The organism is Arthrobacter sp. LjRoot78 (assembly GCF_964254335.1).
In the GTDB taxonomy this organism is placed as follows: Bacteria; Actinomycetota; Actinomycetes; order Actinomycetales; family Micrococcaceae; genus Arthrobacter.
Genome location: NZ_CAXUTG020000001.1, coordinates 1,343,301 through 1,367,901 on the forward strand (window position 1 = coordinate 1,343,301; position 24,601 = coordinate 1,367,901).

Consider the following 24,601-nt stretch of genomic DNA (forward strand, 5'->3'; position numbering starts at 1 on the left):
CTGTCCGCTAGCGGGTATGCCGAAGGTCCGTGCCGCCGCGCGGGCTGCCGGCCCGGGACGGTGCTGCGGACATTTCCTGGGGCACCGGAAGTTTGGCCAGGATGCTGCGGATCACACTATGCGGAGTTTCGCCCGTGCTGGCCGCCTTGCGGTCGAGGATGATCCTGTGCGCCAGCACGGCTTCAGCAACGCTGACGACGTCGTCGGGGAGCACGAAGTTCCGGCCCTCCAGCGCGGCAGTGGCCTTCGCTGCCCGCAGCAGCTGGAGCATGGACCGGGGGCTGGCGCCGAGGCGTAGCATGGCGCTTTCGCGGGTGGCGCGCCCCAGCGACACGGTGAACTCCTTGACTGCCTGCGAAACGTAGACGCGCTGGACGGCGGCGATCATGGCGGCCACATCGGCCGAGGTGACGACGGCGGTCACCCGGGTCAGCGGCGAGGTAGCCTGGTGCGTCTCCAGCATCTCGATCTCCGAGTCCTTGTCCGGATAGCCCATGGAGATACGGGCCATAAACCGGTCCCGCTGCGCTTCCGGCAGCGGATAGGTCCCTTCCATCTCAATGGGGTTTTGGGTGGCCACCACCATAAAGGGTTCGTCCAGCTTGTAGGAGTGCCCGTCCACGGTGACCTGGTGCTCTTCCATGCACTCCAGAAGCGCAGACTGGGTCTTTGCGGAGGCGCGGTTGATCTCGTCCCCGATGACAATGTTGGCGAACACGGCGCCGGGCCTGAATTCGAACAGCCGCGAGGCCTGGTTGTAGATGGACACACCCGTGACGTCCGAGGGCAGGAGGTCCGGGGTGAACTGGATCCTGCTCACCGAACAGTCGATGGTGCGGGCGAGTGTCTTTGCGAGCAGCGTCTTTCCCACACCGGGAACGTCCTCAAGCAGCAGGTGCCCCTGGGCCAGGAGTACCGTCAGGGCAAGCTTCGCCGCTTCGGCCTTGCCGTCGATGACCGTATTAATGGCTGTCAGGATGCGCTCGCTGGCAGCGTGGAAGGCTTCTGCGTCCATGGCCGGCGGCCGGGTCCCGTTCAGTGGGTTTCCCGCCACTCCCGCACTGTCGGGGAAGACCTGCCCGTCAGGGAGGGCTTCATCTACTGTCGTGCGTCTGTGGGAGTCCATCGGCAGCCTTTCAGACCTGGGGAAGCCTGGCACGGGTTGGCAGGAAGTGCCGGCGCCCGCCGTCGGGCGTTCGCCCGTATGCCACCAGACTACTAACACAACTGCCGGAGCTAACAGAGAGTTCCGGTATTTCCCGGCAGGATCCGGAATGCCCGGGAAGCTAGGGTAGAAGGATGAACACCCCGTTGACGCCAGCCCCGTTTCGCGTGCCCGGAAGCGATGGTTCCAGCCGGCAGGGCTATCCGCCCGCTCCCGAGCCGCTGCCCGTCCCGGTCATGGACAACCACACGCACCTGGACTTCCCCAACGCCGACGTGAAGGTGGAGGTGGCTGCCGCCCTGGACGTGGCCGCGTCAGTGGGCGTGCAGGGAGCCGTGCAGGTTGGCTGCGACCTGGAGTCCTCCAGGTTCACGGTGCAGGCCGTTGACCTGGACCGGCGACTTCTCGGCGCTGTGGCCATCCACCCCAACGACGCCCCGGACTATGCAGCCCGCGGTGAGCTGGAGGATGCGCTGGCCGAGATTGAAGCCCTGGCAGCGCATCCCAGGATCCGCGCAATTGGTGAGACGGGCCTGGATTTCTTCCGCACCGAGGGGGAGGGGCTGAAGCACCAGCGGTACTCGTTCCGGCGCCACATCGACATTGCCAAGCGCCTCGGCCTGACGCTGCAGATCCACGACCGCGACGCCCACGACGACGTCGTCCAGGTCCTGCGCGAAGAGGGCGCCCCGGAGCGGGTGGTGTTCCATTGCTTCTCCGGAGACGAACAGCTCGCCCGGACCTGCAACAACGAAGGCTGGTACATGTCCTTCGCGGGCACTGTCACGTTCAAGAACGCGGCCAACCTGCGCGAAGCGCTTGCGATTGCCGACCCTGCCAGGGTTCTGGTGGAAACGGATGCGCCCTTCCTGACCCCGCACCCCTTCCGCGGCCGCCCCAACGCCAGTTACCTCATCCCGCATACGGTCCGGGCAATGGCCGAGTTGACAAGCACTGATTTGTCGGACATTTGTGCCCAAATAGCCCAAAATTCCCTGCAGGCATACGGATCCTGGGACTAGCAACGACCTCGCTCAGGGAACCGTCAGGAATACCAGGTATGCACAATATCTTGGCTGCTTTATAACGCTTCGGTTACAGTGGATAACTATTAGCCGGGGTCGGGGAAGGCCTTCGGATAATTTCGCTCAGTTCCGGACCTGCCGAGAGGCGGGTCTGCGGAGTCCTGAGTATGGCGGCGCACACGTCTGCTGCAAACATCCGGACCATGTCCGGAGTTGCCCTGAGGGTGTTTGCGTCGGTGGGTGATGTGCGTTTTTCCCCGTGCCCGGATGGTCCTAGAGTTACGGGCAATCGTGGTCAAGTTCTTCACTTCGGACGGTAAATTCAGTTTCGTCAAGGTCGGCGCCCAGCTGCTTGTGCTCTCGGCACTCGTGCTGGGCCTCGTGGCCTTCGTAGGCAACAACAAAACAGTCACCCTGAACGTGGACGGCAAAGTCAGCTCCGTCCAGACCTTCGGCGGGACCGTAGGCCAAGTGGTCAAGAGTGCCAAGGTGGAGCTGCAGGCCGCGGACCGGGTATCCCCGTCTGCGGACGCCCGCGTGGAGGATGGCTCAGTCATCAACGTCAATCTCGCCAAGGCTGTGAAGATCAGCCTCGACGGGGCCGAAAAGACCATCAACACCACCTCGGCCAATGTCGAAGGACTGGTCACGGAACTCGGCGTTGCCAGCGCCTCGGAAGTCTCCGTGCCGAAGGATGCCCAGCTGGCTGTTTCCGGTTCCTTTGTGGCCATCTCCACGCCCAAGACCGTCAGCATCCTGGCGGACGGCAAAGCCACTAAAGCGACCACCACTGCGGCAACCGTGGCTGAGGTCCTCAAGGACGCGGGAGTGACCGTCGGCGCCGGCGACCGGCTTTCCCAGCCCCGGAACGCCCACGTCGTCAATGACATGGCGATCAAGGTGTCAAGGGTGGATTCCACGAAGACAGCTGCCACGTCCGAGGAGGTTCCTTTCGACACGATGAGTTCCGAAAGCGCCGACCTGTTCGTGGGCGAGAAGAAGGTCACCCAGGCCGGTGTCCCCGGCAAGGTGGACAAGAACTTCAAGCTGGTGCTGGTGGACGGCCGCGAAGCCGCCCGGACCCTCGTCTCCGAGACCGTCTCCGTCCAGCCCGTGACCGAAAAGGTCTCGGTGGGGACCAAGGAAAAGCCCAAGGCTGAAGCCGCTGCGAACACCGGTGCAGCAGCCCCCGCCATGATGAACGAAGCCATGTGGGACAAGATCGCGCAGTGCGAATCCACCGGTAACTGGTCCATCAACTCCGGCAACGGCTACTATGGCGGCCTGCAGTTCGACATCCAGACCTGGATTGGTTCCGGCGGCGGGGCGTACGCACCCAACGCCAGCCTCGCAACCAAGGCGCAGCAGATAGACATCGCCAACCGCGTCTACGCACAGCGCGGCCTCTCGCCCTGGGGCTGCGGCTGGGCAGCGACCAGCTAGCGGTTACTCCAGGTAGCAAGCACCACCGTCAACAGCCGCGGCAGCTGACCACCGCCGCGGCGGCATCGAAGGCCGGGTCCGGATTTTCACCGGACCCGGCCTTCGCCGTATCCCTTCGCCGTTCCAGTTTGTCCCTGGTCCCCGTCCCGCGGTCGGGCTTCACGCGCCGTGCCGCCGCAGGCCGGCGGGATAGGATACCTAGGTGACTGAACCGACCCCCGCCGCCTCCGGCACCGCGCCCGCACCACTTCTTGGCGCCTCCGACGTCCGCCGGCTCGCCGAGGAGATCGGGGTCCGCCCCACGAAGACCCTGGGCCAGAACTTCGTGATCGACGGCAACACCATCCGCCGGATCGTCGCGGCCGCTGACATCCACGCCGACGAGACCGTCCTTGAGGTCGGTCCCGGACTGGGCTCGCTCACCCTGGGATTGCTGGACGCCGCCAAGTCGGTCGTCGCCGTCGAAATCGACCCGGTCCTTGCCGCCAAACTGCCGGGCACCGTGCAGCAATGGCGCCCCGACGCCGCCAGGGATTTCCATCTGGTGCTGGCCGACGCCATGAGGGTCACGGAACTGCCTGTGGAACCGACCGCCCTCGTGGCGAACCTCCCGTACAACGTCGCGGTGCCCGTGGTGCTCCACCTCCTGCAGCACTTCCCGAGCCTCCGGCACGGCCTGGTCATGGTCCAGGACGAAGTTGCGGACCGGCTCGCGGCCGGCCCCGGTTCCAAGACCTACGGCGTTCCGTCGGTGAAGGCCGCCTGGTACAGCAGCATGCGCAAGGCCGGCGTGATCGGCATGAACGTTTTCTGGCCTGCACCCAAGATCCACTCGGGGCTTGTCGCCTTCACCCGCCGCGAACCGCCCGTGACGTCGGCCACGCGGGAACAAGTATTCGCTGTGATCGATGCCGCGTTCGCCCAGCGCCGGAAGACCCTGCGGGCCGCCCTTGCAGGATGGGCCGGAAGCGCGGCGGAGGCCGAACGTTGCCTGCTGGCGGCAGGCGTTGACCCCACTGCCCGGGGCGAAGTAATCGACATCGCTGCGTTCGCGCGGATTGCCGAAGCCCGCCAGGCTGCGCAGGATTGATGCCCGGGGGCGCTGCCGCATCGGGTGTCTCCATGGGGGCGCATGCTTGGAGCCTGACGCTGCCATGCCATAGCTTGGACTCATGAACGCAGTGAGAGGGCGCTTTGCCGCGAGGACGGTCCGGGTCAAGGCTCCCGGCAAAATCAACGTCTCGCTGGATGTGGGCCCGCTGCGTGAGGACGGCTACCATTCCGTTGCCAGTGTCTACCTGGCCGTTTCCCTCTACGAGGAAGTGGCCGCCACCAGCACTCCCGCGGAAGGCATCACGGTCAGCATCAGTCCGGCCAGCACGCTGGACCTGGCGGACGTGGACATACCGCTCGACGAACGGAATCTCGCTTACAAGGCGGCCGCCATCATGGCCGACGTGTCCGAGTACTCCACCGGTGTCCACCTGGAAATCACCAAGCGGGTCCCCGTGGCCGGCGGCATGGGAGGCGGCTCAGCAGACGCGGCAGCCACGCTGCTCGCGTGCGACGCCCTCTGGAACAGCGGGCTGTCCCGCGACGAGCTCGCCCACCTGGCCGCAGAACTCGGGGCCGACGTCCCGTTTTCCCTGCTCGGCGGCACCGCCGTCGGACTAGGCGTAGGGGACGAGTTGTCTCCAGCGCTGGCCAAAGCGCAAATGGACTGGGTCCTGGTCACAGCTGACTACGGGCTGTCCACGCCGGAGGTCTTCCGCACCCTGGACCGCCTTCGCCTGGCCGAAGGCATCACCGTGGAAGAGCCCGACGCCGTGGATCCAAAGATCCTGCAGGCGCTGCGCAGCGGGGACGCGGACGCCTTGAGCCGCGTCCTGATCAACGACCTCCAGCGCGCCTCCATTGAGCTGGCGCCGGGACTACGCGATATCCTTGGACTTGGCGAATCGTGCGGAGCGATCGCGGGACTTGTTTCAGGCTCCGGCCCCACCGTGGCCCTGCTCACGCACAGCCCCGCTGCGGCTGCCAGCCTCGCGGAAGACCTCAGTCATCACGGCCTGAACGCGCTGGCCGTCCATGGACCAGTGCACGGGGCCCGCATCATCTCCGATACGCTCCTTTAGTACTTTCGACTCCGTTCGATCCTTCACGTTCAACGAATTTCCACCGAAGAAAGCAGTTCCCAGTGGCTCACCTGCTCGGCGGCGAGAACCTCACGGTCTCGTATGCAACCCGCACCGTCCTCGACGGCGTAACCCTCGGCCTTGAAGAGGGTGACCGGATCGGGATGGTGGGCCGCAACGGCGACGGCAAGTCCACTCTCATGCGCCTGCTGGCGATGCGCTCGACGCCCGATTCCGGGCGCGTCACCAAACGCAGCGAAGTCAACATCGGCTACCTGGACCAGAGCGATGTGCTCGACGGCGACCTGACGGTCGGTGCCGCCATCGTGGGCGACCAGGCGGACTACGAATGGGCCCGCAACCCGCAGATCCGCGAGGTGATGGGCGGCCTGGTGTCCGACGTCGACTGGCACGCCAACGTGCACGCCCTCTCCGGCGGGCAGAAGCGCCGCGTTGCGCTGGCCAAGCTGCTGATCGAAGACCACGACGTCATCATGCTCGATGAGCCCACCAACCACCTCGACGTCGAAGGCGTCGCCTGGCTGTCCCGACACCTCAAGACCCGCTGGCGCGCCAACCAGGGCGCCTTCCTGGTGGTCACCCACGACCGCTGGTTCCTCGATGAGGTCTGCAACAAGACCTGGGAAATCCACGACGGAATCATGGACCCCTTCGAAGGCGGCTACGCGGCCTACGTCCTGGCCCGCGCCGAACGTGACCGCTCGGCTTCGGTAATGGAAGGCAAGCGCCAGCAGCTCGTCAAGAAGGAACTCGCCTGGCTGCGCCGCGGCGCGCCCGCCCGCACAGCCAAGCCGAAATTCCGCATCGAGGCAGCCAACGCGCTGATTGCCGACGTCCCGGAGCCGCGCGACTCGATGGCCCTAAGCAAGATGGCCACGGCGCGCCTCGGCAAAGATGTGCTGGACCTTGAGCACGTGTCGCTGGACTTCCTCGGCGGCGAGCCCGGGCAGAAGCTCTTTGACAACATCACCCTCCGCCTTGCACCGGGGGAGCGGCTGGGGCTGGTCGGCGTCAACGGCGCCGGCAAGACCACCCTGCTCAAGCTCCTCAACGGCGAAATCCAGCCCACATCCGGCAAGGTCAAGCGCGGTAAAACTGTTGTCACCGCCGTGCTGACCCAGGAGGTCAAGGAGCTGGACGACGTCAAGGACCTGCGCGTCATCGAAGTGATCGAACGCGAAAAGCGGTCCTTCAATGTCGGCGGCAAGGAATTCAGCGCCGGCCAGCTGGTGGAACAACTGGGCTTCACCAATGAGAAGCAGTGGACCCCGGTCAAGGACCTGTCAGGTGGCGAACGCCGCCGGCTCCAGCTCCTGCGCCTGCTCGTTGGCGAACCCAACGTGCTGATGCTTGACGAGCCCACCAACGACCTGGACACCGACACCCTCGCCGCCGTCGAAGACGTCCTGGACGGCTGGCCGGGCACGCTGGTTGTGGTGAGCCACGACCGCTACCTGCTGGAGCGCGTAACCGACCACCAGATGGCACTGTTGGGCGACGGCAAGATCCGCGCGCTGCCGCGCGGCGTGGACCAGTACCTCGAACTGCGCGAAGGCGCCTTGGCCGGCTCCACCATCACAGGCGGCGGCAACCCCGTCATCGGCGCCAGCGGCAGCTCGGCACCCGCCACCGCCGGCCCGTCCGAAGCAGAGAAGCGCGACGCCCGCAAGGCCAAGAACCGGATCGACCGCCAGCTGGGCAAGCTGACCCAGCAGGAAGACAAGATCCACGCCCAGATGGTCAAGAGCACGGCCGACAACGACTTCGACGCCATGGCCGACCTGAACAAGAAGCTCAAAACCCTGGCCGAGGAACGCGAAGCCCTGGAACTCGAATGGCTGGATGCCCTGGAAGTCCTGGGCGAATAACCACCAGGGTGGCAGCAAGGCGGGCGAGGGAGTTATCCGGCAGCGTGCGTCAAAGCGACGAAGGAGCAGCACGCAGAGGATGACTGCCTCGGCCGACGGCCGGCCCTAGTCCAGGTCGCTGCGGAGCTCCGGTTCCTTCTGCAGACCCGTGAGACCGTTCCAGGCGAGGTTCACCAGATGGGCGGCCACGGCGCGCTTGTCAGGGGTCCGGCTGTCCTGCCACCACTGCCCGGTCATGGCCACCATGCCGACCAGCATCTGGGCGTACATGGCACCGTCCGCCGCGCTGAACCCGCGGCGGGCAAACTCGTCGGACAGGATGTGCTCCACCCGCGCGGTGACGTGGGAGAGCAGCGTGGAGAAGGCACCTTCGGGCTGCGACGGCGGTGCGTCGCGCATCAGGATCCGGAATCCGTCGGTGCGGTCCTCGATGTACGTCAACAGGGCCAGGGCTGCCCGCTCCACCTGGACACGTGGCTTGGCTTCGTCCGTGAGGGCGTCATTGATGGCGGCCAGCAGGATCCGGAACTCGTACTCCACCACCTGGGTGTAGAGGCCTTCCTTGGACCCGAAGTGCTCGTAGATCACGGGCTTCGACACGCCAGCAGCCGCCGCAATCTCTTCGATCGTGGTGCCGTCAAGGCCCCGGATGGCGAAGAGCCCGCGTCCGATGTCGATCAGCTGTGAGCGACGCTGCGCACCGGTCATGCGGGGCCGGGGGACGTATCCGGGTGCCCTGACGGGCCCGCCGGGAGGGTTTCCGGCGCCATCGGGCGCACCGCTGATCTTGCTCACCGTCCCATCATGCCTTAAGGGATGCGCAGGGCCCCGAGTCGCAAGTGCGCCGACCTTCGTGGCAGAATTGGTTCTCGTGCCACGGGGCTGCGGGTCCGGGCACGGTCCGCCCTGGTGTAATGGCAGCACCCCGGCCTTTGGAGCCGTGGAGTATAGGTTCGAATCCTATGGGCGGAACTGCCGCTGTAGACGGGTCCCGGATCCGGAACAGACCGGCGAAGGTGTGAAAGTGCGCGCAACTGAGATCCACCAAGCAAGGAGAGCCTGTACGTGAGCCCCGAGACAACCGGCCCCGCCGCCGTCATCGTCCTAGCTGCAGGTGCCGGTACCCGGATGAAATCCCGGACGCCAAAGATTCTCCACGAAATCGGCGGCCGGTCGCTGGTTGGCCACGCCCTGCGCGCCGCCCGCACTATCGACCCCCGTCAGCTGGCCCTTGTGGTCCGGCACGAGCGCGACCTCGTGGCCGCACACGTCTCCCGGCTCGATCCCGCAGCGCTGATCGTGGACCAGGATGAAGTCCCCGGCACCGGCCGAGCGGTGCAGGCGGCGCTGGAAGCCCTCGACGCCGACGGTCCGCTCAGCGGCACTGTGGTGGTCACCTACGGCGACGTGCCGCTGCTCTCGGCGGAGCTGCTTGCCGAGCTGGTCCTCATCCACGAAGACGAAGGCAACGCCGTCACAGTCCTGACCGCGGTCCTGGACGACGCCGCAGGCTACGGCCGCATCCTGCGGGCGGCCGACGGCACTGTCACGGGAATCCGCGAGCACAAGGACGCCTCCGACGAGGAACGTGAAATCCGCGAAATCAATTCCGGGATCTACGCTTTCGACGCCGCCGTCCTCCGCGACGCCCTGGCCCACGTCACCACGGACAATGCCCAGGGCGAAATGTACCTCACAGACGTTCTGGGCATTGCCCGCGCGGCCGGCGGGAGGGTGGCCGCTGTGGTCACCAACGACCGCTGGCAGGTGGAAGGTGCCAACGACCGTGTCCAGCTCTCGGCATTGGGAGCCGAACACAACCGGCGCACGGTGGAGGCCTGGATGCGCGCCGGAGTTACGGTCGTGGATCCCGCCACCACCTGGATCGACTCAACGGTGACGCTCGCAGAGGACGTCCGGATCCTGCCCAACACCCAGCTGCACGGCGCCACGACTGTGGCGAGGGATGCCGTCGTCGGGCCTGACACCACCCTGACCGACGTCACCATTGGCGAGGGCGCCAAGGTGACGCGGACGCACGGCTCCGGAGCCGCGATCGGCGCGAACGCGAGCGTCGGGCCGTTCACCTACCTCCGCCCGGGAACGGTGCTGGGGGAGACCGGCAAGATCGGCGCCTTCTACGAGACCAAGAACGTCACTATCGGCCGCGGTTCCAAACTGTCGCACCTCGGCTACGCCGGCGACGCGGAGATCGGGGAGGACACCAACATCGGCTGCGGCAACATCACGGCCAACTACGACGGCGAGCACAAGCACCGCACCGTGATCGGTTCCGGCGTGCGCACGGGTTCCAACACGGTCTTCGTCGCTCCGGTCCAGGTGGGTGACGGCGCCTACAGCGGGGCCGGCGCAGTGATCCGGCAGGACGTTCCCGCCGGCGCGCTGGTCATCTCTGTGGCCAAGCAGCGGAATGCCGAAGGCTGGGTCGTCTCGCACCGCCCGGGCTCCATCTCAGCAGTACTGGCCGAAGCCGCGGGGGCAACGGCGCCGGTCAGCGAAACAGCCGCGGCACAGCCGCCCCTGGATTCCTCAAGCACCCCGGCACCTACAGAAGAGGGCAAGCAATCATGACCGAAATTACGGCACGCGGCGAGAAGAAACTGGTACTCGCCGCAGGGCGGGCCCATCCCGAGCTTGCGCGGGAGATCGCCAAGGAGCTGGGCACTGAACTGCTGCCGGTGGATGCCTACGATTTTGCCAACGGGGAAATCTACGTGCGCGCCGGAGAAAGCGTCCGCGGCACCGACGCCTTCGTCATCCAGGCGCACCCGGCCCCGCTGAACAACCACCTCATGGAACAGCTGATCATGATTGATTCGCTCAAGCGGGCATCCGCCAAGCGCATCACCGTGGTTTCGCCCTTCTACCCCTACTCCCGCCAGGATAAGAAGGGCCGCGGCCGCGAGCCGATCTCCGCCCGTCTGGTGGCTGACCTGTACAAGACGGCCGGCGCGGACCGCATCATGAGCGTCGACCTGCACACGTCGCAGATCCAGGGTTTCTTCGACGGCCCGGTTGACCACCTCATGGCCATCCCGCTGCTGGCTGACTACATCCGCACACGCGTCGCCGCCGACAACATCACTGTTGTCTCGCCGGACACCGGGCGCGTCCGCGTGGCTGAACAGTGGGCCGAGCGCCTCGGCGGTGCCCCGCTGGCGTTCGTCCACAAGAGCCGCGACCTCACGGTTCCGAACCAGGCCGTGTCCAAGACCGTCGTGGGCCAGATCGAAGGCCGCACCTGCGTCCTGATCGATGACATGATCGACACCGGCGGAACCATCTCCGGGGCCGTCCAGGTGCTCAAGAACGCCGGCGCCAAGGATGTCATCATTGCGGCGACCCACGCCGTCTTCTCCGACCCGGCAGCCCGCCGGCTCGCGGAGTCGGGCGCCCGCGAAGTGGTGGTCACCGACACGCTGCCCATCCCGGCCGACAAGCGCTTCGCGCAGCTGACAGTGCTGTCCATCGCACCGTTGATTGCCCGCGCCATCCGTGAAGTGTTCGACGACGGCTCCGTCACCAGCCTGTTCGACGGCAACGCCTGAGCTTCCTGACCTAAGCCCGCCGGCGTTGGGCCCCGTTTTCAATAACGGGGCCCAACGCTGGTAGGCTGGTCCACGATACCTTGGCGAGGGAGAGCAGTCTCCGTTATCGACTGGGTCTGAATCTCCCTTCTTGAAGGGCCGGCCACGGGCCGCCCGGCGTTGAAGGTCGCAAACAGACCTCCGCCCTTGCTGAACACCCGTTTAGATTTCAAGGAGATTTACATGTCTGAGCAGAAGCTCGCAGCAGAAGTACGCACCGAATTCGGCAAGGGCTTCGCCCGCCGCGCACGCATGGCCAACCTGATCCCCGCCGTCATCTACGGCCACGGCGCAGATCCGATCCACATCACCCTCCCGGCGAAGGCCACCACCCTGGCCGTCCGCACCGCCAACGCCCTGCTGACCCTGGACATCAACGGCGAACAGCACCTGGCCCTCGTCAAGGACATCCAGCGCAACCCGATCAAGCAGATCGTCGAGCACCTCGACCTCCTGACCGTCCGCACCGGCGAAAAGGTCACCGTCGATGTTCCCGTCCACCTCACCGGTGAGCTGGCTCCGGGCAACGCCTACAACCAGGAAATGACCGTTGTTTCCCTCGAGGCCGAGGCAACCCACCTGCCCACCGCCGTCGAGGTCAGCATCGAAGGCCGCTCCGCCGGCGAGCACATCCACGCTTCCGACCTGGTCCTGCCGAAGGGTTCCATCCTGCTGGCCGACCCCGATTCCCTGGTGATCAACATCTCCGAGGCCACCGAGGTCTCCGAGGAAGAGGCTTCCGAAGGCGCCACCTCCGAGGCATCCGGGGCTGCAGCCGAGTAATTCCGGCAGCCCGTTTCTCGTGGCCGGGTCCCTGTCGGGGCCCGGCCACTGCCGTGTTAAAGCCCGTTTGTAACAACCCTAGGATTGACGCATGACTGACACCTGGCTGATCGTGGGCCTTGGCAACCCCGGCACCGAATACAGCAACAACCGTCACAACGTCGGCCAGATGGTGCTGGACGAACTCGCGCGCCGGGTGGGCGGCAGTTTCAAAGTGCACAAGGCCCGCGCCCACGTGCTGGAGGGCCGGCTCGGGATCGGCGGACCCCGCGTCATCCTGGCCAAACCCATGAGCTACATGAACGTCTCCGGCGGTCCGGTGTCCGCCCTGTCGAAGTTCTATGACATAGGTCCGGAGCACGTCGTGGCCGTCCATGACGAAATCGACATTCCCTTCAATACCGTCAAGCTCAAGATCGGCGGCGGCGAAGGCGGCCACAACGGGCTTCGGGACATTTCGAAAGCGCTGGCCACCAAGGACTACTTTCGGGTCCGCGTCGGAGTGGGGCGTCCGCCGGGCCGGATGGATACCGCCGACTTTGTCCTGAAGGACTTCGCCACGGCCGAAAAAAAGGAACTGCCGTTCCTCCTGGATGACGCCGCCGACGCCGTGGAGACCGTGGTCAAGGACGGCCTGGCGGCCGCGCAGCAGAAATATCACACGTCGGTTTAGTAAAAATGCCTCGAAGCCGCCATTTTAGCGGTAGCCTGCGGGTGGGGACTGGTCACGGTTAGTGCAAGGCAATTGGTTAACCAGTTGCACAAAGCGGCCTAATTGTTTAGCCATACCTGCTATGGTAATTTTCACATTCAAGGTCTTGTTGCCTCGGTTGGCGGCATCGGAAAACTGAACACCCGACGGCTCAGCCAACTCGCATCAGCTGGAGCCACGAAGGTAGCGTGATCGATCGTGCTTGCATCACCAGGTTCTGAACACGGGGGGCTCCTGGAGACTGAACGCCGGGGCATGGGAGCCTCCGAGCGTCGTAAGTGGTCGTCTTTGGTCAGGCAGGACATCCAGGCGTCCGTCGTTTCGATCCTGTCCGAGAACGAACTTCACGGCGTCGTAGTTGTCGGCGCGCAAGGCGTCGGCAAGTCTACATTTGCGCGCGCAGTGGAAGCCAAGCTGGTGGGCAAGATGCATGTCATCCACCTCCACGGAACCACCACCGATCCTGCCATTCCGTTCGGTCAACTGGCGTTTCTCGTAGCCCGGCTGCCCGGACATGTGCTGGAATCCCCGGGTGAAATTGTCCACGGCATTTCCCGGCTCATCCGCGAAGACGCCGCAGGGCGCCCTGTCCTGGTAGTGCTCGAAGACCTGCCGGCGATCGACAGCATGAGCACCGCCGTCCTGATGCACCTCATCCTGAGCGGCGCCGCGAAGCTCATGGTCACCGTACGCAACGTGACGGACATGCCCGAAGACCTGATCCGGCTCCTCCGCAACAATTCGCTCGAGGAAGTCCGGCTCGAAGTATTCACCCGGCCGGAAGTGAGCAAACTGCTTGCCGGCGTTCTCGGGCGTCCCGTGACTGCTACAGCCGCCAGTTCGCTGTACGCGGCGAGCGGCGGAAACCCGCTGGTTCTCCAGGCGATCGTGATTGAGCAATTGCGTTCAGGCAACCTCCACCTCGCGGGGAAAGTGTGGGCGCTCCGCGGGGGGATCAACCTCGCGGAAGCCGACGCCCTTGTGGACCTGGTCAGGTCCCGGCTTGCACGTGAAACCCCCAAAGTCAGGGAAGGCCTGGAGTGGCTCGCCCTGATCCGCCGGGTTCCCTTATTCGTCCTCCTTGATGTCCTGGACCCGGCGGTCGTAGCCGACCTCGAAAAGGCCGGGTACCTGCAAGTCGGCGAGACGGGCCGCCGCTGGGTGAGCCTGAAGGACGAATACGTCGGCGAAGTCATCCGGGGCTGGATGGACCTGCCGCGGCGCAAGGAACTGCACCAGCTCGTCGCACGGGTTGTGGGTGCAACCCCTGCCGAGATGGATGTCGAAGAGCTCCTGGGGTATGTCGCCTGGACCCTTGACTGCGGTGAGCCTGTGGAGCCGGCGTTCGCACTGGCCGCAGCCGCTGCGGCGAACCGGCTGTTCGACCCGATGTTCGCTTTGGAAGCACTGGCGCAGATCCACGTCGGAGATCCTCACTGGGCTGAAGCTGCCAGGCAACGGGCCGCCGCCTACATGACGCTGGCCGAGCATGAATCGGCTGTGGCGGTCCTGGAGGAGGTCACACCCGAGCAGCTGGCTGAACTCCCCGCGACCGCCTACGCGAGCTGCGTGCAGGATTTCTGCAGCGCGCTGCTCTGGGTCCACGGAGGGTACACCCGGATCGACAGCATCCTGTCGGCGGCCCGGCAGGAGCTGACCCGGCGGGAAAGGGCATCCATCGGCAATGAGACACCTGCCGACTTTGCCCGTGCCCACGAGCTGATCATGCTCGCCGAATTCGAGCAAATGATCCACCAGGGTGAGTATGCCGCCGTCGCCGGAGACCTGGAACAGGCCTACAAAGAAGACGGCGACCCGCTGTACGTCCTGAACTGCGCCTGCCTGCTGACCATGGCGTGGGCAGTGCTGGGCAGGGAAGCCGACGCCATTGCCCTGGCAGCCGAGATTCAGCACCGGATGGAACAGTCCAACGTGGTGCCCGGAATGCTGAGCTGGCAGGCCGAAGGACTGTTTGCCGCCCTGCTCTGCAGCGGCCAATGGGAGGACTGCGTCAGGATACTCACTGACGCGCTGGACCAGAAGCCCAAAATCATGCAGTACCTGGGCGGGGCGGCGGAACTTGCGCTGGGCGTCGCCTACACCTATGCCGGACGGGCCGACCTCGCCATCGACACATTGCTCGGCGCCCAGGCACAACTGGAAATCAGGCGAAGCTACTACGGACCGTCACTGGCCTGCTCAGCGCTGGCCTTCGCCTATGCCCAGGCCGGTGATATCCAGGAATCGCGAAACTTCCTCGACCTGGCCGCCCAGGAGGAACAGCATGTCGCCTGGTTCACCTCCTGGATGGCCGACTTCTGCGTGCGGATGGCCAAGCGGTGGCTCAAGGATCCGGGCGCAAAGCAGAAGCTGATCGAGTCCGCGCACGAGGACATTTCCAAAGGGCGGACCACCACTGCCTCCATCAGCCTGTTCGGTGCTACGGTGCATGGAACGGAGGAAGAACTGGTCCTGCTGACCGAGGTTTCCTCCCGCAGGCAGGGAAAGATGGCCAGCGTCAACCGTCTGGTCGGGGAGGGGAGCAGAAAGAAGGATTCCAAACTACTGCTTGAGGCGGCGACACTGGCCCAGGAGCTGCACCTCGACGCGGTGGAGTCCAGATGCGTCGTGCTGGCGCTGGACATCGCCAGGGAAAAGGGTGACTCCCAGTCCGCACGTGCCGCCCAGCACCGGCTGGACCGGCTCGTGGAAACGTTGCCGGTGCTGCCGCTGATGCCGCATACGGTGGGACCTGAACTGACCGAACGGGAACGGCAGGTTGCCAGGATGGCCAGCCAGGGGTTGAGCAACAAGGAAGTCGCCAACCGGCTGCAGCTTTCCATACGCACGGTGGAAGGCCATCTCTACCAGATCTTCACGAAAATGGGGATTTCATCGAGGAGTGAGCTTGAAGGAACCGCTCAAGTCTGACGGGAAGGCTTCGGGGCGGTCGCGCGCCGGGACCCGGCGCCAGAATGCTGATGAACCCTGGATAGACCGGGGGGACATGCTGTCCGCGGTCAAAGACGCCCTCGCGTCGGATGACTGCTGGGCGGTTTTCGTCGTCGGCGACGCCGGATTGGGAGCGTCGTCATTTCTGACGCAACTGAATAGCGCAGGAAATGGCCGGCAGGCGGTCATGACTGTCCACGGAAGCCCGTCACTTTCGCCCGTTCCGTACGGTGCACTATCCCCGTACCTCGCCGATCTCTCAGTAGAGGACGTGACCTCAAAAGTGGCCGTCCTCAGGGCGCTGTGGGCGCACCTCGAAAGTGGCAGGAAGGGGCCGGGACCGGCCTTGCTGCTGGTCGACGACGCCCACGACCTCGACACCGCCACGGCCGAGATGATTTCCGAACTTGTCCAGGCGGGCTGGGCCAAACTCGTCGCCACCTGCATTCCGCGACCCGGCATACCCCAGCCATTGCTACGGCTTTGGCATGACGGCACGGCCGAACGGTTCGACATCGCCCCCCTCACCCTGGAACAGGGTCATCAACTGTGCGAGGCGCTGCTTGAGGGCAAAGTGCTCAACAGCACGTCGCGTGAATACTGGCAGGAGGCCGGCGGGAACACGCTGCTGCTGAAGACCCTGATCCGCGAGGCCCAGCGTTCGGGCGACCTGATCCAGCGCAACGGGGTCTGGCTCAACGCAGGTTCCTCCCATGTACGGACGCTGGAACTCACCGCCGTCGTCAAGGTCCAGCTCATGCGCATCTCGGCCGACGGCCGTGAGGCGCTGAACCTGATTGCGCTGGCTGAACCGGTGGACAGGACCCTCGTGGGAGAAATTGCCGGTGAGCCCGCGGTCAAGGAACTGCTGGACCAGCGGCTGGTAGTCCAGTCGGTGGACAGTGAACCGACCCTCCGGCTGGTCAGCCCGGTCTACGGGGAAGTTCTGCGCCGTATCGTTCCCGCGGCCCGAAGCCTGCAGCTGCACCGGGAGCTCGTGTCCCGGATGGAACTTTCCGCTGATAAACCCGAGTCCCTGCTCCGGATGGTTTCCTGGTCTTTGGACTGCGGAGCGGAAGTTCCTGCCAGACTGCTGATCCGGGCTGCTGTGCTGGCCTGCAAGCTCTTCGAAAGCGAAACGGCCCTGCGCATCGCCTGGGCTGTCCGGGATCCTGAACTGCAACAGACGGCACGGGCCGTGATGGCCCGCTCGCACTACAACCTGGGGCACTACGACGAAGCCGCCGCCCTGTTGAACGTGAATGTGGACGCCGGCAGCGGCCTCACGCACATGGTGGTGAACAGCCTCCTGAGGTCGGCCACCCGGACGGCACTCGGGCACCCCGCCTCGGCGATTACGGACGATGCCCGGCGGCTGCGCCAGTGGGGCGAAGAAGAGGCCGCGGCCCACCCCGCGGAGTCGGCCGCCATCCGCAAGGTCACGGCACGGCGGGCGTCCCTGGTGGAACTCATGGCGTACTCGCTCACGGGCGACTACAGGCAGATGGGTCCCAGGCTCGATGACCTGCTGGTGGCCGACGCTTCCGCCGGGGAACCGGACGGCGCGCTCACCAGGTCGATGGCACTGGCCCTGCAGGCCGAACGGCTGTGTGCACTGGGGTATCCGTTGCAAGGGCGCCAGCTCGCGATGGATGCCTACGGCCAGGTCCAGCCTCCCGACAACGACATCTTCTTCCTCCCGGAGTTCACCGTGGTCCGGCTCGTCGCCTGCGACCTGGCCGCAGGGGAGTGGGCTGAGGCCCAGCAGCTCCTGGACGGCTACGCCCAGACGTCTTTCGGTTCCGCCATGGTCTCGTTCAGCGGTGCCTCGTACGTCGTGATGGGCTACATAGCACTCCGGCAGGGGAAGCTCGCCGAAGCCCTGGAGTTGCTGGTCACGGGGCTCGAGGCCCTCCGCGACAGCGATCCCCAGCAGATGTTCCGGTTCTGCGCGGCCATGGCCTACTACGTGGCCGCAGCCCAGGGCTTCAAGGCCGAGGCCGACAGGCTGCGGTCAGACTATGAAGCATGGGGCGAGCGCGGCATGCACCTTGTGACAGCGTTTGCGCGGGACTTCGTTGCTGCCGGTGAGGAGCTCCAGGCAGGGACCGGGTCCGGCATCGCGGCCCTGCACCGAAATGCGGAGGAAGCCGCGCGACAGGGCGCCGCGTTTTTGGAACTGAATGCCCTCGCCCTGGCCATGGGCCTGGGAGACGCCACCAGGCTGGGGCGGCTGCAGGAGCTGGCGGGCGCAGTGGAAGGCACCTGGGCTGCGGCACTGGCCGAGTACTCTGCCGCGCTCGCCGATGGCAGCGCCGAACTGTTCCTGCGTGCGGGGGAGTCCCTCTTCGCGGCCTCGGCCTTCCAACTGGCCTCGGATGCCTATGCCGCAGCCCTGACCTCATTGGACCGAAGCCGGAACCGGGAGCTGGCTGCCATGGCCCGGGCCGGCATCGCCCGGTGCAACGAAGAGCTGGGCCACGCCGGCAACGAAGCCCAGCCGGACACGGTGGCCCCCATCCTGACCAAGCGCGAACGGAACATTGTGGGGCTGGCGGCCACCGGACTCAGCGACCGGATGATTGCGGACAAGCTCCAGATCTCTGTCCGCACGGTGGAAGGCCACCTTTATCGTTGCTACCTGAAGCTTGGCATCGCGGGACGTGACGAGTTGGCTGCCGCTGCGGGCCTCGGAGAGGACCCGCCGGTTAAGGCCAAACCATCACCCGGGAAATGAGTACCTGGACCGGGAGGCCCTACTCGGACGCGGCCGTCGAAACGGTACGGCGGCGGCAACTTGTTAACTATTTCGAAGCGCCCCGGGCGCCGCTCTAGCCGCCTGTCAGCGGCAGATCCGCGGGCCTGCGTACCTTGGACCGGCGACCAGGGGTACTTGCTTTCCAAGTACAGGTATGGCTAAGGCGCAAATTCGAGTACTCACTACTGGTGCCCGCGGGCGTGACAGCTGGTTAATTTGGGGTACCAGGAATCGCTCGTAAATACAGAGGTCTCACTCATGTTGACAGCTGATAATGTGGCCAGTTCACACGCCACCAGGTCCGCCGGAATGTCACGGGGCGCCGCATGGCCTTTGATCGGTCGCAAGCAGGCGGTCAGCGATATTACCCGCGCCTTGGCGGAGTCAGCAGGGGGAGTACTGGTGACCGGAGCCTCGGGCACCGGAAAGACGTTCCTTACCACCCACGCACTCAAGCAGTTCCGTGACGATTCCCTGGTTGTGACGCTTCGGTGCAGTGCCGCCTTGTCCCGTTCGCCGTACGGGGCCCTCAACATGCTGCTGAGCGACCTGGAGCCGGGATACTTGAACCACCCCGTGCTGGTGTTGTCCGGTCTCATGCGGCTCCTGCGGGAACGGGCCAAGGGAAAGACCGTTTACCTTTTCGTCGACAACGCCGGCGAAGCCGACGAACTGACGGCCGTGACAATCGCCCAGCTCGCCCGAAACCGCGCAGTCCGCCTGGTCCTGACTTGCTCAGATCCGCTGCGGCTGTCGGCAGAGATTTCGGGACTGTGCGACGGCGGATTCCTGACCCGGGTGAACCTCGAACCACTGTCCTTCCGGGAAGCCGTCAGCTGGCTTGAAGAAGGCCTCAGCGCAAAGGTCTCACACTCTGCCGTCCAATCGCTCTGGGCAGCAAGCGATGGCAACCCGCACTACCTCAAGATGCTCGCCATGGAGCTGGCTGACTCCGGTTCGCTGGTGGTCCGGGACGGGGTGTGGGTCCTGACGGCCGATCACAGGGTCCATGGACGGGCCATCACCGACCTGATCGCCACGCGGCTGGGGCGCATGGGCGAGGCTGACCGGCGGATCCTGGAAATCCTCTCACTCGCGGAAACCCTGCCGTTGGACACGCTGCTGACGCTCGTGGCTGCCGACGACGTGGACGCCCTCGAAGAGCGCGGGGTCCTTGCGGTCGAGGACTCCCTGCCCCGCCGCGTGAGGATCCAAAGCCAGCTGGTGGCAGATGTGGTCCGCGAGAACGTTCCGCCCGGCCGGAGCAACGAGCTCCGTGAAATGGTCCTCCTGGCAGCCGCCCCCTCCCTCCGCACCCCCGCCACGGAACTGCCGTTCGCGGTCTGGGCCCTCGACTGCGGCGCACCGTTGTCGATCGAAGAATCCCTTTCGGCCGCCCGACTCGCCAACAGGCGGCTGGATGCTGCCTTGGCGCTCCGGTTCGTCCGCTCCATCCCGGGACACGATGCGCTGGCCGCAGCAGTTACCGAAGAAGTGGCGGCGCTGATGACCCTCGGTGAAGTGGAGGAGGCCCTGGCTGTGGTTCGGCGGCACCGCAAGTTGTCGCAGGGAGACCCCGCGCTCGCCGAATCGATCGGCATACTGCTGTCTGAGAGCTCGGTTTTCCTCGCCACCCCGGACGCCTGGCGCGAGGCGCCGGCGTCTTTGGCCAAGGCCCGGAAAATACTATATGACGATACGTCCGGTCCGGCAGAGAAAATGTCGGCACCGGACCTCAGGCGCATCAGGGAACAGCTCACGCTGGCCGAAGCTGAAGCAGCCGGCTATGACGGAAGCTACCGGGACATGGCGGCGGACCTCACCGATTCCTTGAACAATGTCGAGTTCCACAGCCCGGAATTCAGGCTTCAGGCGGGCAGTTGGCTGTGTGAAGCGTGGGCCGTGACGGGACGCCAGTCAGATGCCGCCGAGCTCGCCGAACAGCTGAAGTTGCAGTGCCTGCGGCCTGAGATCCCGGTGGCCATCGCGCAGTCGGTGATCTCACGGCTCCGCTTTGCGTACCTGGTGGCCGGCAGGTGGGATGAGTCGACCGAGACCCTGCCAACGGAGGACTGGCTCCCGTCATCCGTGATCTACCGGCGGTTCAGTGCCACTGAAATACCGGAAGCGATCTGCGCTTGCATGCAGGGCCGCGGACGCGACGGACTCGATCTCCTCGTTCCCGGCATCAGCCAGCTGCGAATCCAGGACAGTGATGGCATCCTGCCCCTGGCCTGTGCCGCGGCGGCCTATGCTTCCGCGCTGCAGGGCGAACGGGAAGCGGCACTCGCTTATCTTGCCGAGACGGAATCCGTGTCCAGGCGGAAAACCTGGAAGGTGTCCCGGGCAGAAGGTTACTTCACGGCCCTTGCGCGGGCCGAACTGGACGGCTCGCGGACGGGAATTGAGCAGTTGCTCCGCATGGCGGAGGATGACCGTGGTTCCGGCAACGTCGGGCATGAGCTGCTGTGCCTGAGTTCGGCCGTCAGACTGGGGGAATCCGATGCGGCGCCGAGGCTGCTGAATAGTGCGCGCGAAAGTCAGGGACCCTTCGCGGAACTGTGTGCACATTACGCCCGGGGCGTCATGACCCGCGAAGCCGACGACCTCATGGCCGCCGCAAACCTCGCAGCCAGGATTCACAATGACAGGTTCGCCCTGGACATCGCCGAGTCGATCCTGAACCTCGACCAGGCGCACCTCGAAAGGAGCCTGGTCAGGCAGGCGAAGCACCTGGCGGAAACGTGTCGCCGGCGGTTGCGGACGCCACAGGACGGCACCCATGACCGGCTAACGCTGACGGCCCGCGAACTCCAGATAGCACAGCTGGCCGCCGCCGGGGCGAGTAATAAGAGCATCGCGGCCCAGCTGCACGTGTCAGTGCGGACAGTGGAGGGCCACCTCTACCAGATTTACGGCAAGCTAAAAATCGAAGAGCGTTTGGAGCTTCCGGTAGCCCTTGGCAGTACAGGAGATGACCAGCCATGACTGAAACCACCATCACGGCAGAGCGGCTGATTGGGCGATTCGGCATGGTTGCGTCGGTTGTCGACTGCCTCCTCGACGCCAACGGCCCCGGCGCACTGATCCTTGGAGACGCCGGCATCGGCAAGACCGCCCTGATCAACGAGGTTGTTTTTGAGCTTGGCAGCCGGATCCGGCCCTTTTACGTCTACGCGGGACCGTCGCTTTCCGAGGTACCGTATGCGGCCCTTGCACCGTTGCTGACCGCTTTGACTCCCGGACAGACGGACCAGCCGCGCGCAGTGCTCAAGGCGTTGGTAACGGAACTCAATCCGGAGGGCCTGCGGGACCAGTCGCAAGCTGTGCTGGTGGTGGAGGACGCCCAGCATCTGGACGACAGCAGTGCAGCCGTCATTGCACAGCTGGCCGCTGCGGAGGCCGCCAGGGTGGTCTTGCTCTGCCGCCCGCATCCTTCGGCGCCTCCGGAAGTGCTATCGATGTGGTCGGAAGGGCTGGTGGACCGTTTCGAACTGCAGCCGCTGACCAAGCAAGAAGTGGACGAGTTGTGCACGCGCGTGCTTGGCTCGCCCCTCGTCCCCAGCGCCAGCGCCGTATTGTTCAGGTCATCCGGCGGAAACCCGATGTTCCTGCTGGAACTTATAACCCATGCCAAGTCCCGCGGCCACCTGCTTCAGCGAAATGACACCTGGGTGCTCCTCGGCGAGCCCGGAGCGGCCACCGTCCGGCTGATGGACCTGGTCCGGAACCAGATCATGCAGCTGAACCCCGAACAGCGTCAGGCACTGGAATCGGTGGCGCTGGCAGAGGCTATTCCGCTCAGCGTCCTCCAGCGGGCCAGCGACAGCCACGCCGTCGATGAACTCAAGGAGCTCCAGTTCATCGCAATCTCTGCCGACGCCGCGCGGCACGTCCGCCTCGCGCAGCCGCTGATCGGCGAAGTGATCAGGCAGCTGGTACCGACCGCCCGCAGCGTGACCATCCGACGACGGATTGTCGACCTTCTGGACTCCCGCCCCGAGACCCTGGACGGCAGGCTCCGGCACGTCACCTGGGCGCTGGAGTCCGGGGCAACCGTCCCTGACGCAGACATCCTCGAGGCAGCCCAGCTGGCGAACCGGCTCTTCATTCCCGACTACGTGGAACGGGTCGTGGGTGCGATCCGGGAGCCGTCCCTCAAACTCGCGGCACAAGTGGAGCTGGCCCGCGCCAAACTCTATGGGCGCGATCCCGTCGGAGCGGGCCTGTGCCTCGAGGGTGTGGTGGAACAAGCCACCGACCTGCGCACCGTCCGGCAGGCATCGATGCTCGCGGCCCAGCTTGCCGCGGGCAAGCGCAACGGGCCCGAGGCCGTGTTGCGGGCAGCCGATGCGTGGGCAGAGGCCGTTTCCAGGCTGGAAGACGCCACTCCCGGGTTCGACACGAAGGAGTTGGCCACCGCCCGGCTGGGCAGCAGGCTCCTTGCCCTGGAAGGCTACCAGGCGGCAGGACGCCATGTGGAAGCGGAGCAGGAACTCCAGGAGATCTGGGAATCCACGGACGACGACGAGTCCCGGCTTCTGGCCGGAACGCTGCTGGCAGAGTCGCTGGCACTTACGGGACGCGCCGTATCTGCATTGCAGATTGTGATGGACGTCGAGGACATCCTCGCCGCCAGCGGTGATCGGCGGCTTGAGTACGCCGAGTTCGTGATGAGGCGCTACTTGCTGGCGCTGCTCCATGCCGGTGAACTCGACGTCCTCGACGACTACCTGCAGAACCATATCGCGCAGGCCTCGAACTCCCTGATCTACTTTGGCGGGATGCTGCACCTCGCGGCTGGCACGGCAGACCTGCGCCGGGGCACCATCGGGGCGGCCCTGCCGAAGCTGAGCCAGGCAGCCGAGGTGCTGCGCCTCTCCGACGCCGGCGGTGACTTGCCCGATGCGCTCGCGGCCACCGCGTACGCCGCGTCCATCCTCAACCGGACGGACACGGCCACTGCAAACGCGAACGCCTACGACGCGCTGCTGTCGGATCACCGCCATACTTCACTGCTGGGACAGGCCTACACAGTTGCGGCGCGGGCCGAACGGGTCGGTGTCCAGGCAGCTGTATCAAAGCTCATGGCGCTTGCCGACGCCGCGGCAACCTCCGGATTCCTCAGTTACGAAGTGGAGATCCTATCCCTGGTGCTCCGGCTCGGGGACCTGTCCATTGTGCCGCGCCTGGCTGCGGCGGCGGAGGGCTGTGAAGGGCGAAGCGCGGAGTTCCTGGCCGCGTACTGCCGTGCCCTGGCTGCCAAGGACGTCAATCGCCTCGTCGAAATGAGCGATGCGGCGGCACGGGACGGACTGGACCTGGCGGCCGCGGAATGCGCCACCCACGCCCTGCGGATCCTCGAGACCCGGGGAGACAAACCCCGGCAGTTCGAGGCCCAGAAACTCGTCAAACAGCGGAATGCTGCACTCAACAAGGCCGGTGCTTCGGCGGCCGAGATCCCACCGGACCTGCACAAGCTGACACGGCGCGAGCAGGAAATCGCGGCTCTGGTCCAGGCGGGGGCGAGTAACCGGGAGATCGCGCTCCAGTTGGGGCTTTCACTGCGGACGGTGGAAGGCCATCTCTACCGGATGTTCGCGAAACTCGGTATCAGCCACCGTGAGGATCTGGCTTCGGTGGCCTACGGTGCCCGCCACTCCGGCCTGCCTGGCCCTGCCTAGGGCCCGTGACGGGCCCGGTTCGCTGATTCAGGCTCTGCCCCGTCCTGCCCTGCCCCTCCGGCCACGGACCGGACTACATAGCGCCCGCCAACGGTAGTCAAGCCTCCGGCTACCCGCTGGATAATTGCCTGCGCCCCGAAACCGGAGCCGCCACTGCGTTCGCATGGCCCTCAAACGAGTATCCATGCGAGTGGTGGGGGCGGACCGCGCGGGTACCACCCCGTTCCCCTCAGTGATGCACCCGCAAAGACGGGTAGAGCCCACTCGCGCCCCGGCAGGTGGTTGGTTAATACGCTGTAGGTTGTTGGGCCGCAGGCATTTATTGGGGAAAGAAGTGAATCTCTACGTGTATCAATCAGCTGACAACTGGCTTTCGGAATTTCATGTGGCTATCGCCCTCGAACGCTCCTCCAGGGCGACCAGCATACCGCCGATTGCGGGCACCCC

General features: G+C 65.4%; 15 protein-coding genes and 1 tRNA gene. 14 read left to right on the plus strand and 2 right to left on the minus strand.

Annotated elements, in window-relative coordinates; genetic code table 11:
• Positions 1–7: 7 nt before the first annotated feature.
• Positions 8–1,126 carry an AAA family ATPase gene (locus ACSQ1X_RS06310; RefSeq protein WP_436057065.1) on the minus strand — a complete coding sequence of 373 codons (1,119 nt, stop codon included), beginning with the start codon at positions 1,124–1,126 and terminating at the stop codon, positions 8–10.
• Between the two features lie 173 nt (positions 1,127–1,299).
• On the opposite strand from ACSQ1X_RS06310, the gene ACSQ1X_RS06315 reads away from it, so the two are divergent.
• The 5 genes from ACSQ1X_RS06315 (at position 1,300) to ACSQ1X_RS06335 (ending at position 7,657) form a co-directional block, all read left to right on the plus strand.
• Positions 1,300–2,187, plus strand: a complete 888-nt coding sequence (locus ACSQ1X_RS06315) for a TatD family hydrolase (RefSeq protein ID WP_436057066.1) — start codon at positions 1,300–1,302, stop codon at positions 2,185–2,187.
• 270 nt (positions 2,188–2,457) lie between these two features.
• Positions 2,458–3,633 carry a ubiquitin-like domain-containing protein gene (locus tag ACSQ1X_RS06320; RefSeq protein ID WP_436057067.1) on the plus strand — a complete coding sequence of 392 codons (1,176 nt, stop codon included), beginning with the start codon at positions 2,458–2,460 and terminating at the stop codon, positions 3,631–3,633.
• Positions 3,634–3,835: 202 nt separating this feature from the next.
• Complete coding sequence (rsmA, locus tag ACSQ1X_RS06325; protein ID WP_436057068.1) at positions 3,836–4,723, plus strand: 16S rRNA (adenine(1518)-N(6)/adenine(1519)-N(6))-dimethyltransferase RsmA; 888 nt, start codon at positions 3,836–3,838, stop codon at positions 4,721–4,723.
• A gap of 82 nt (positions 4,724–4,805) precedes the next feature.
• A complete protein-coding gene (locus ACSQ1X_RS06330) occupies positions 4,806–5,768 on the plus strand; it encodes a 4-(cytidine 5'-diphospho)-2-C-methyl-D-erythritol kinase (RefSeq protein ID WP_436057069.1) in 963 nt (320 codons plus the stop codon).
• Between the two features lie 62 nt (positions 5,769–5,830).
• Entirely contained in the window at positions 5,831–7,657 is a 1,827-nt protein-coding gene (locus tag ACSQ1X_RS06335; RefSeq protein ID WP_436057070.1) for an ABC-F family ATP-binding cassette domain-containing protein, read from the plus strand.
• 105 nt (positions 7,658–7,762) lie between these two features.
• Here the strand turns inward: ACSQ1X_RS06335 and ACSQ1X_RS06340 are convergent, their stop codons facing one another.
• On the minus strand, positions 7,763–8,365 hold the full coding sequence (locus ACSQ1X_RS06340) for a TetR/AcrR family transcriptional regulator (RefSeq protein WP_436059279.1): 603 nt from the start codon (positions 8,363–8,365) through the stop codon (positions 7,763–7,765).
• Between the two features lie 192 nt (positions 8,366–8,557).
• Here ACSQ1X_RS06340 and ACSQ1X_RS06345 point away from each other — a divergent pair.
• From ACSQ1X_RS06345 to ACSQ1X_RS06385, 9 genes are all read left to right on the plus strand, one after another.
• Positions 8,558–8,629 (plus strand) — tRNA-Gln (locus ACSQ1X_RS06345).
• A gap of 93 nt (positions 8,630–8,722) precedes the next feature.
• A complete protein-coding gene (gene glmU / locus ACSQ1X_RS06350; RefSeq protein WP_436057071.1) occupies positions 8,723–10,249 on the plus strand; it encodes a bifunctional UDP-N-acetylglucosamine diphosphorylase/glucosamine-1-phosphate N-acetyltransferase GlmU in 1,527 nt (508 codons plus the stop codon).
• Positions 10,246–11,226, plus strand: a complete 981-nt coding sequence (locus ACSQ1X_RS06355) for a ribose-phosphate diphosphokinase (RefSeq protein WP_028270407.1) — start codon at positions 10,246–10,248, stop codon at positions 11,224–11,226. Before glmU ends, ACSQ1X_RS06355 begins: the two co-directional genes overlap by 4 nt.
• Before the next feature lie 222 nt (positions 11,227–11,448).
• A complete protein-coding gene (locus tag ACSQ1X_RS06360) occupies positions 11,449–12,048 on the plus strand; it encodes a 50S ribosomal protein L25/general stress protein Ctc (protein ID WP_436057072.1) in 600 nt (199 codons plus the stop codon).
• A 91-nt stretch (positions 12,049–12,139) separates the two neighbouring features.
• On the plus strand, positions 12,140–12,721 hold the full coding sequence (pth, locus tag ACSQ1X_RS06365) for an aminoacyl-tRNA hydrolase (protein WP_055803952.1): 582 nt from the start codon (positions 12,140–12,142) through the stop codon (positions 12,719–12,721).
• A 237-nt stretch (positions 12,722–12,958) separates the two neighbouring features.
• Positions 12,959–15,691 carry a LuxR C-terminal-related transcriptional regulator gene (locus tag ACSQ1X_RS06370; protein WP_436057073.1) on the plus strand — a complete coding sequence of 911 codons (2,733 nt, stop codon included), beginning with the start codon at positions 12,959–12,961 and terminating at the stop codon, positions 15,689–15,691.
• Positions 15,669–18,449, plus strand: coding sequence for a LuxR C-terminal-related transcriptional regulator (locus ACSQ1X_RS06375; RefSeq protein WP_436057074.1), 2,781 nt, complete (start codon positions 15,669–15,671; stop codon positions 18,447–18,449). Before ACSQ1X_RS06370 ends, ACSQ1X_RS06375 begins: the two co-directional genes overlap by 23 nt.
• 330 nt (positions 18,450–18,779) lie before the next feature.
• Positions 18,780–21,458: a LuxR C-terminal-related transcriptional regulator gene (locus tag ACSQ1X_RS06380; protein ID WP_436059280.1), complete on the plus strand. Its 2,679-nt coding sequence runs from the start codon at positions 18,780–18,782 to the stop codon at positions 21,456–21,458.
• Positions 21,455–24,154, plus strand: coding sequence for a LuxR C-terminal-related transcriptional regulator (locus ACSQ1X_RS06385; protein ID WP_436057075.1), 2,700 nt, complete (start codon positions 21,455–21,457; stop codon positions 24,152–24,154). Before ACSQ1X_RS06380 ends, ACSQ1X_RS06385 begins: the two co-directional genes overlap by 4 nt.
• Positions 24,155–24,601: the final 447 nt, after the last annotated feature.

What these genes read in the sequence shown, in the direction of transcription:
- ACSQ1X_RS06310 (WP_436057065.1), bottom strand. Translation starts at nt 1,126, where the DNA reads ATGGACTCCCACAGACGCACGACAGTAGATGAAGCCCTCCCTGACGGG.
- ACSQ1X_RS06315 (WP_436057066.1), top strand. Translation starts at nt 1,300, where the DNA reads ATGAACACCCCGTTGACGCCAGCCCCGTTTCGCGTGCCCGGAAGCGAT.
- ACSQ1X_RS06320 (WP_436057067.1), top strand. Translation starts at nt 2,458, where the DNA reads ATGGTCCTAGAGTTACGGGCAATCGTGGTCAAGTTCTTCACTTCGGAC.
- ACSQ1X_RS06330 (WP_436057069.1), top strand. Translation starts at nt 4,806, where the DNA reads ATGAACGCAGTGAGAGGGCGCTTTGCCGCGAGGACGGTCCGGGTCAAG.
- ACSQ1X_RS06340 (WP_436059279.1), bottom strand. Translation starts at nt 8,365, where the DNA reads ATGACCGGTGCGCAGCGTCGCTCACAGCTGATCGACATCGGACGCGGG.
- ACSQ1X_RS06355 (WP_028270407.1), top strand. Translation starts at nt 10,246, where the DNA reads ATGACCGAAATTACGGCACGCGGCGAGAAGAAACTGGTACTCGCCGCA.
- ACSQ1X_RS06360 (WP_436057072.1), top strand. Translation starts at nt 11,449, where the DNA reads ATGTCTGAGCAGAAGCTCGCAGCAGAAGTACGCACCGAATTCGGCAAG.
- pth (WP_055803952.1), top strand. Translation starts at nt 12,140, where the DNA reads ATGACTGACACCTGGCTGATCGTGGGCCTTGGCAACCCCGGCACCGAA.
- ACSQ1X_RS06380 (WP_436059280.1), top strand. Translation starts at nt 18,780, where the DNA reads ATGTCACGGGGCGCCGCATGGCCTTTGATCGGTCGCAAGCAGGCGGTC.
- ACSQ1X_RS06385 (WP_436057075.1), top strand. Translation starts at nt 21,455, where the DNA reads ATGACTGAAACCACCATCACGGCAGAGCGGCTGATTGGGCGATTCGGC.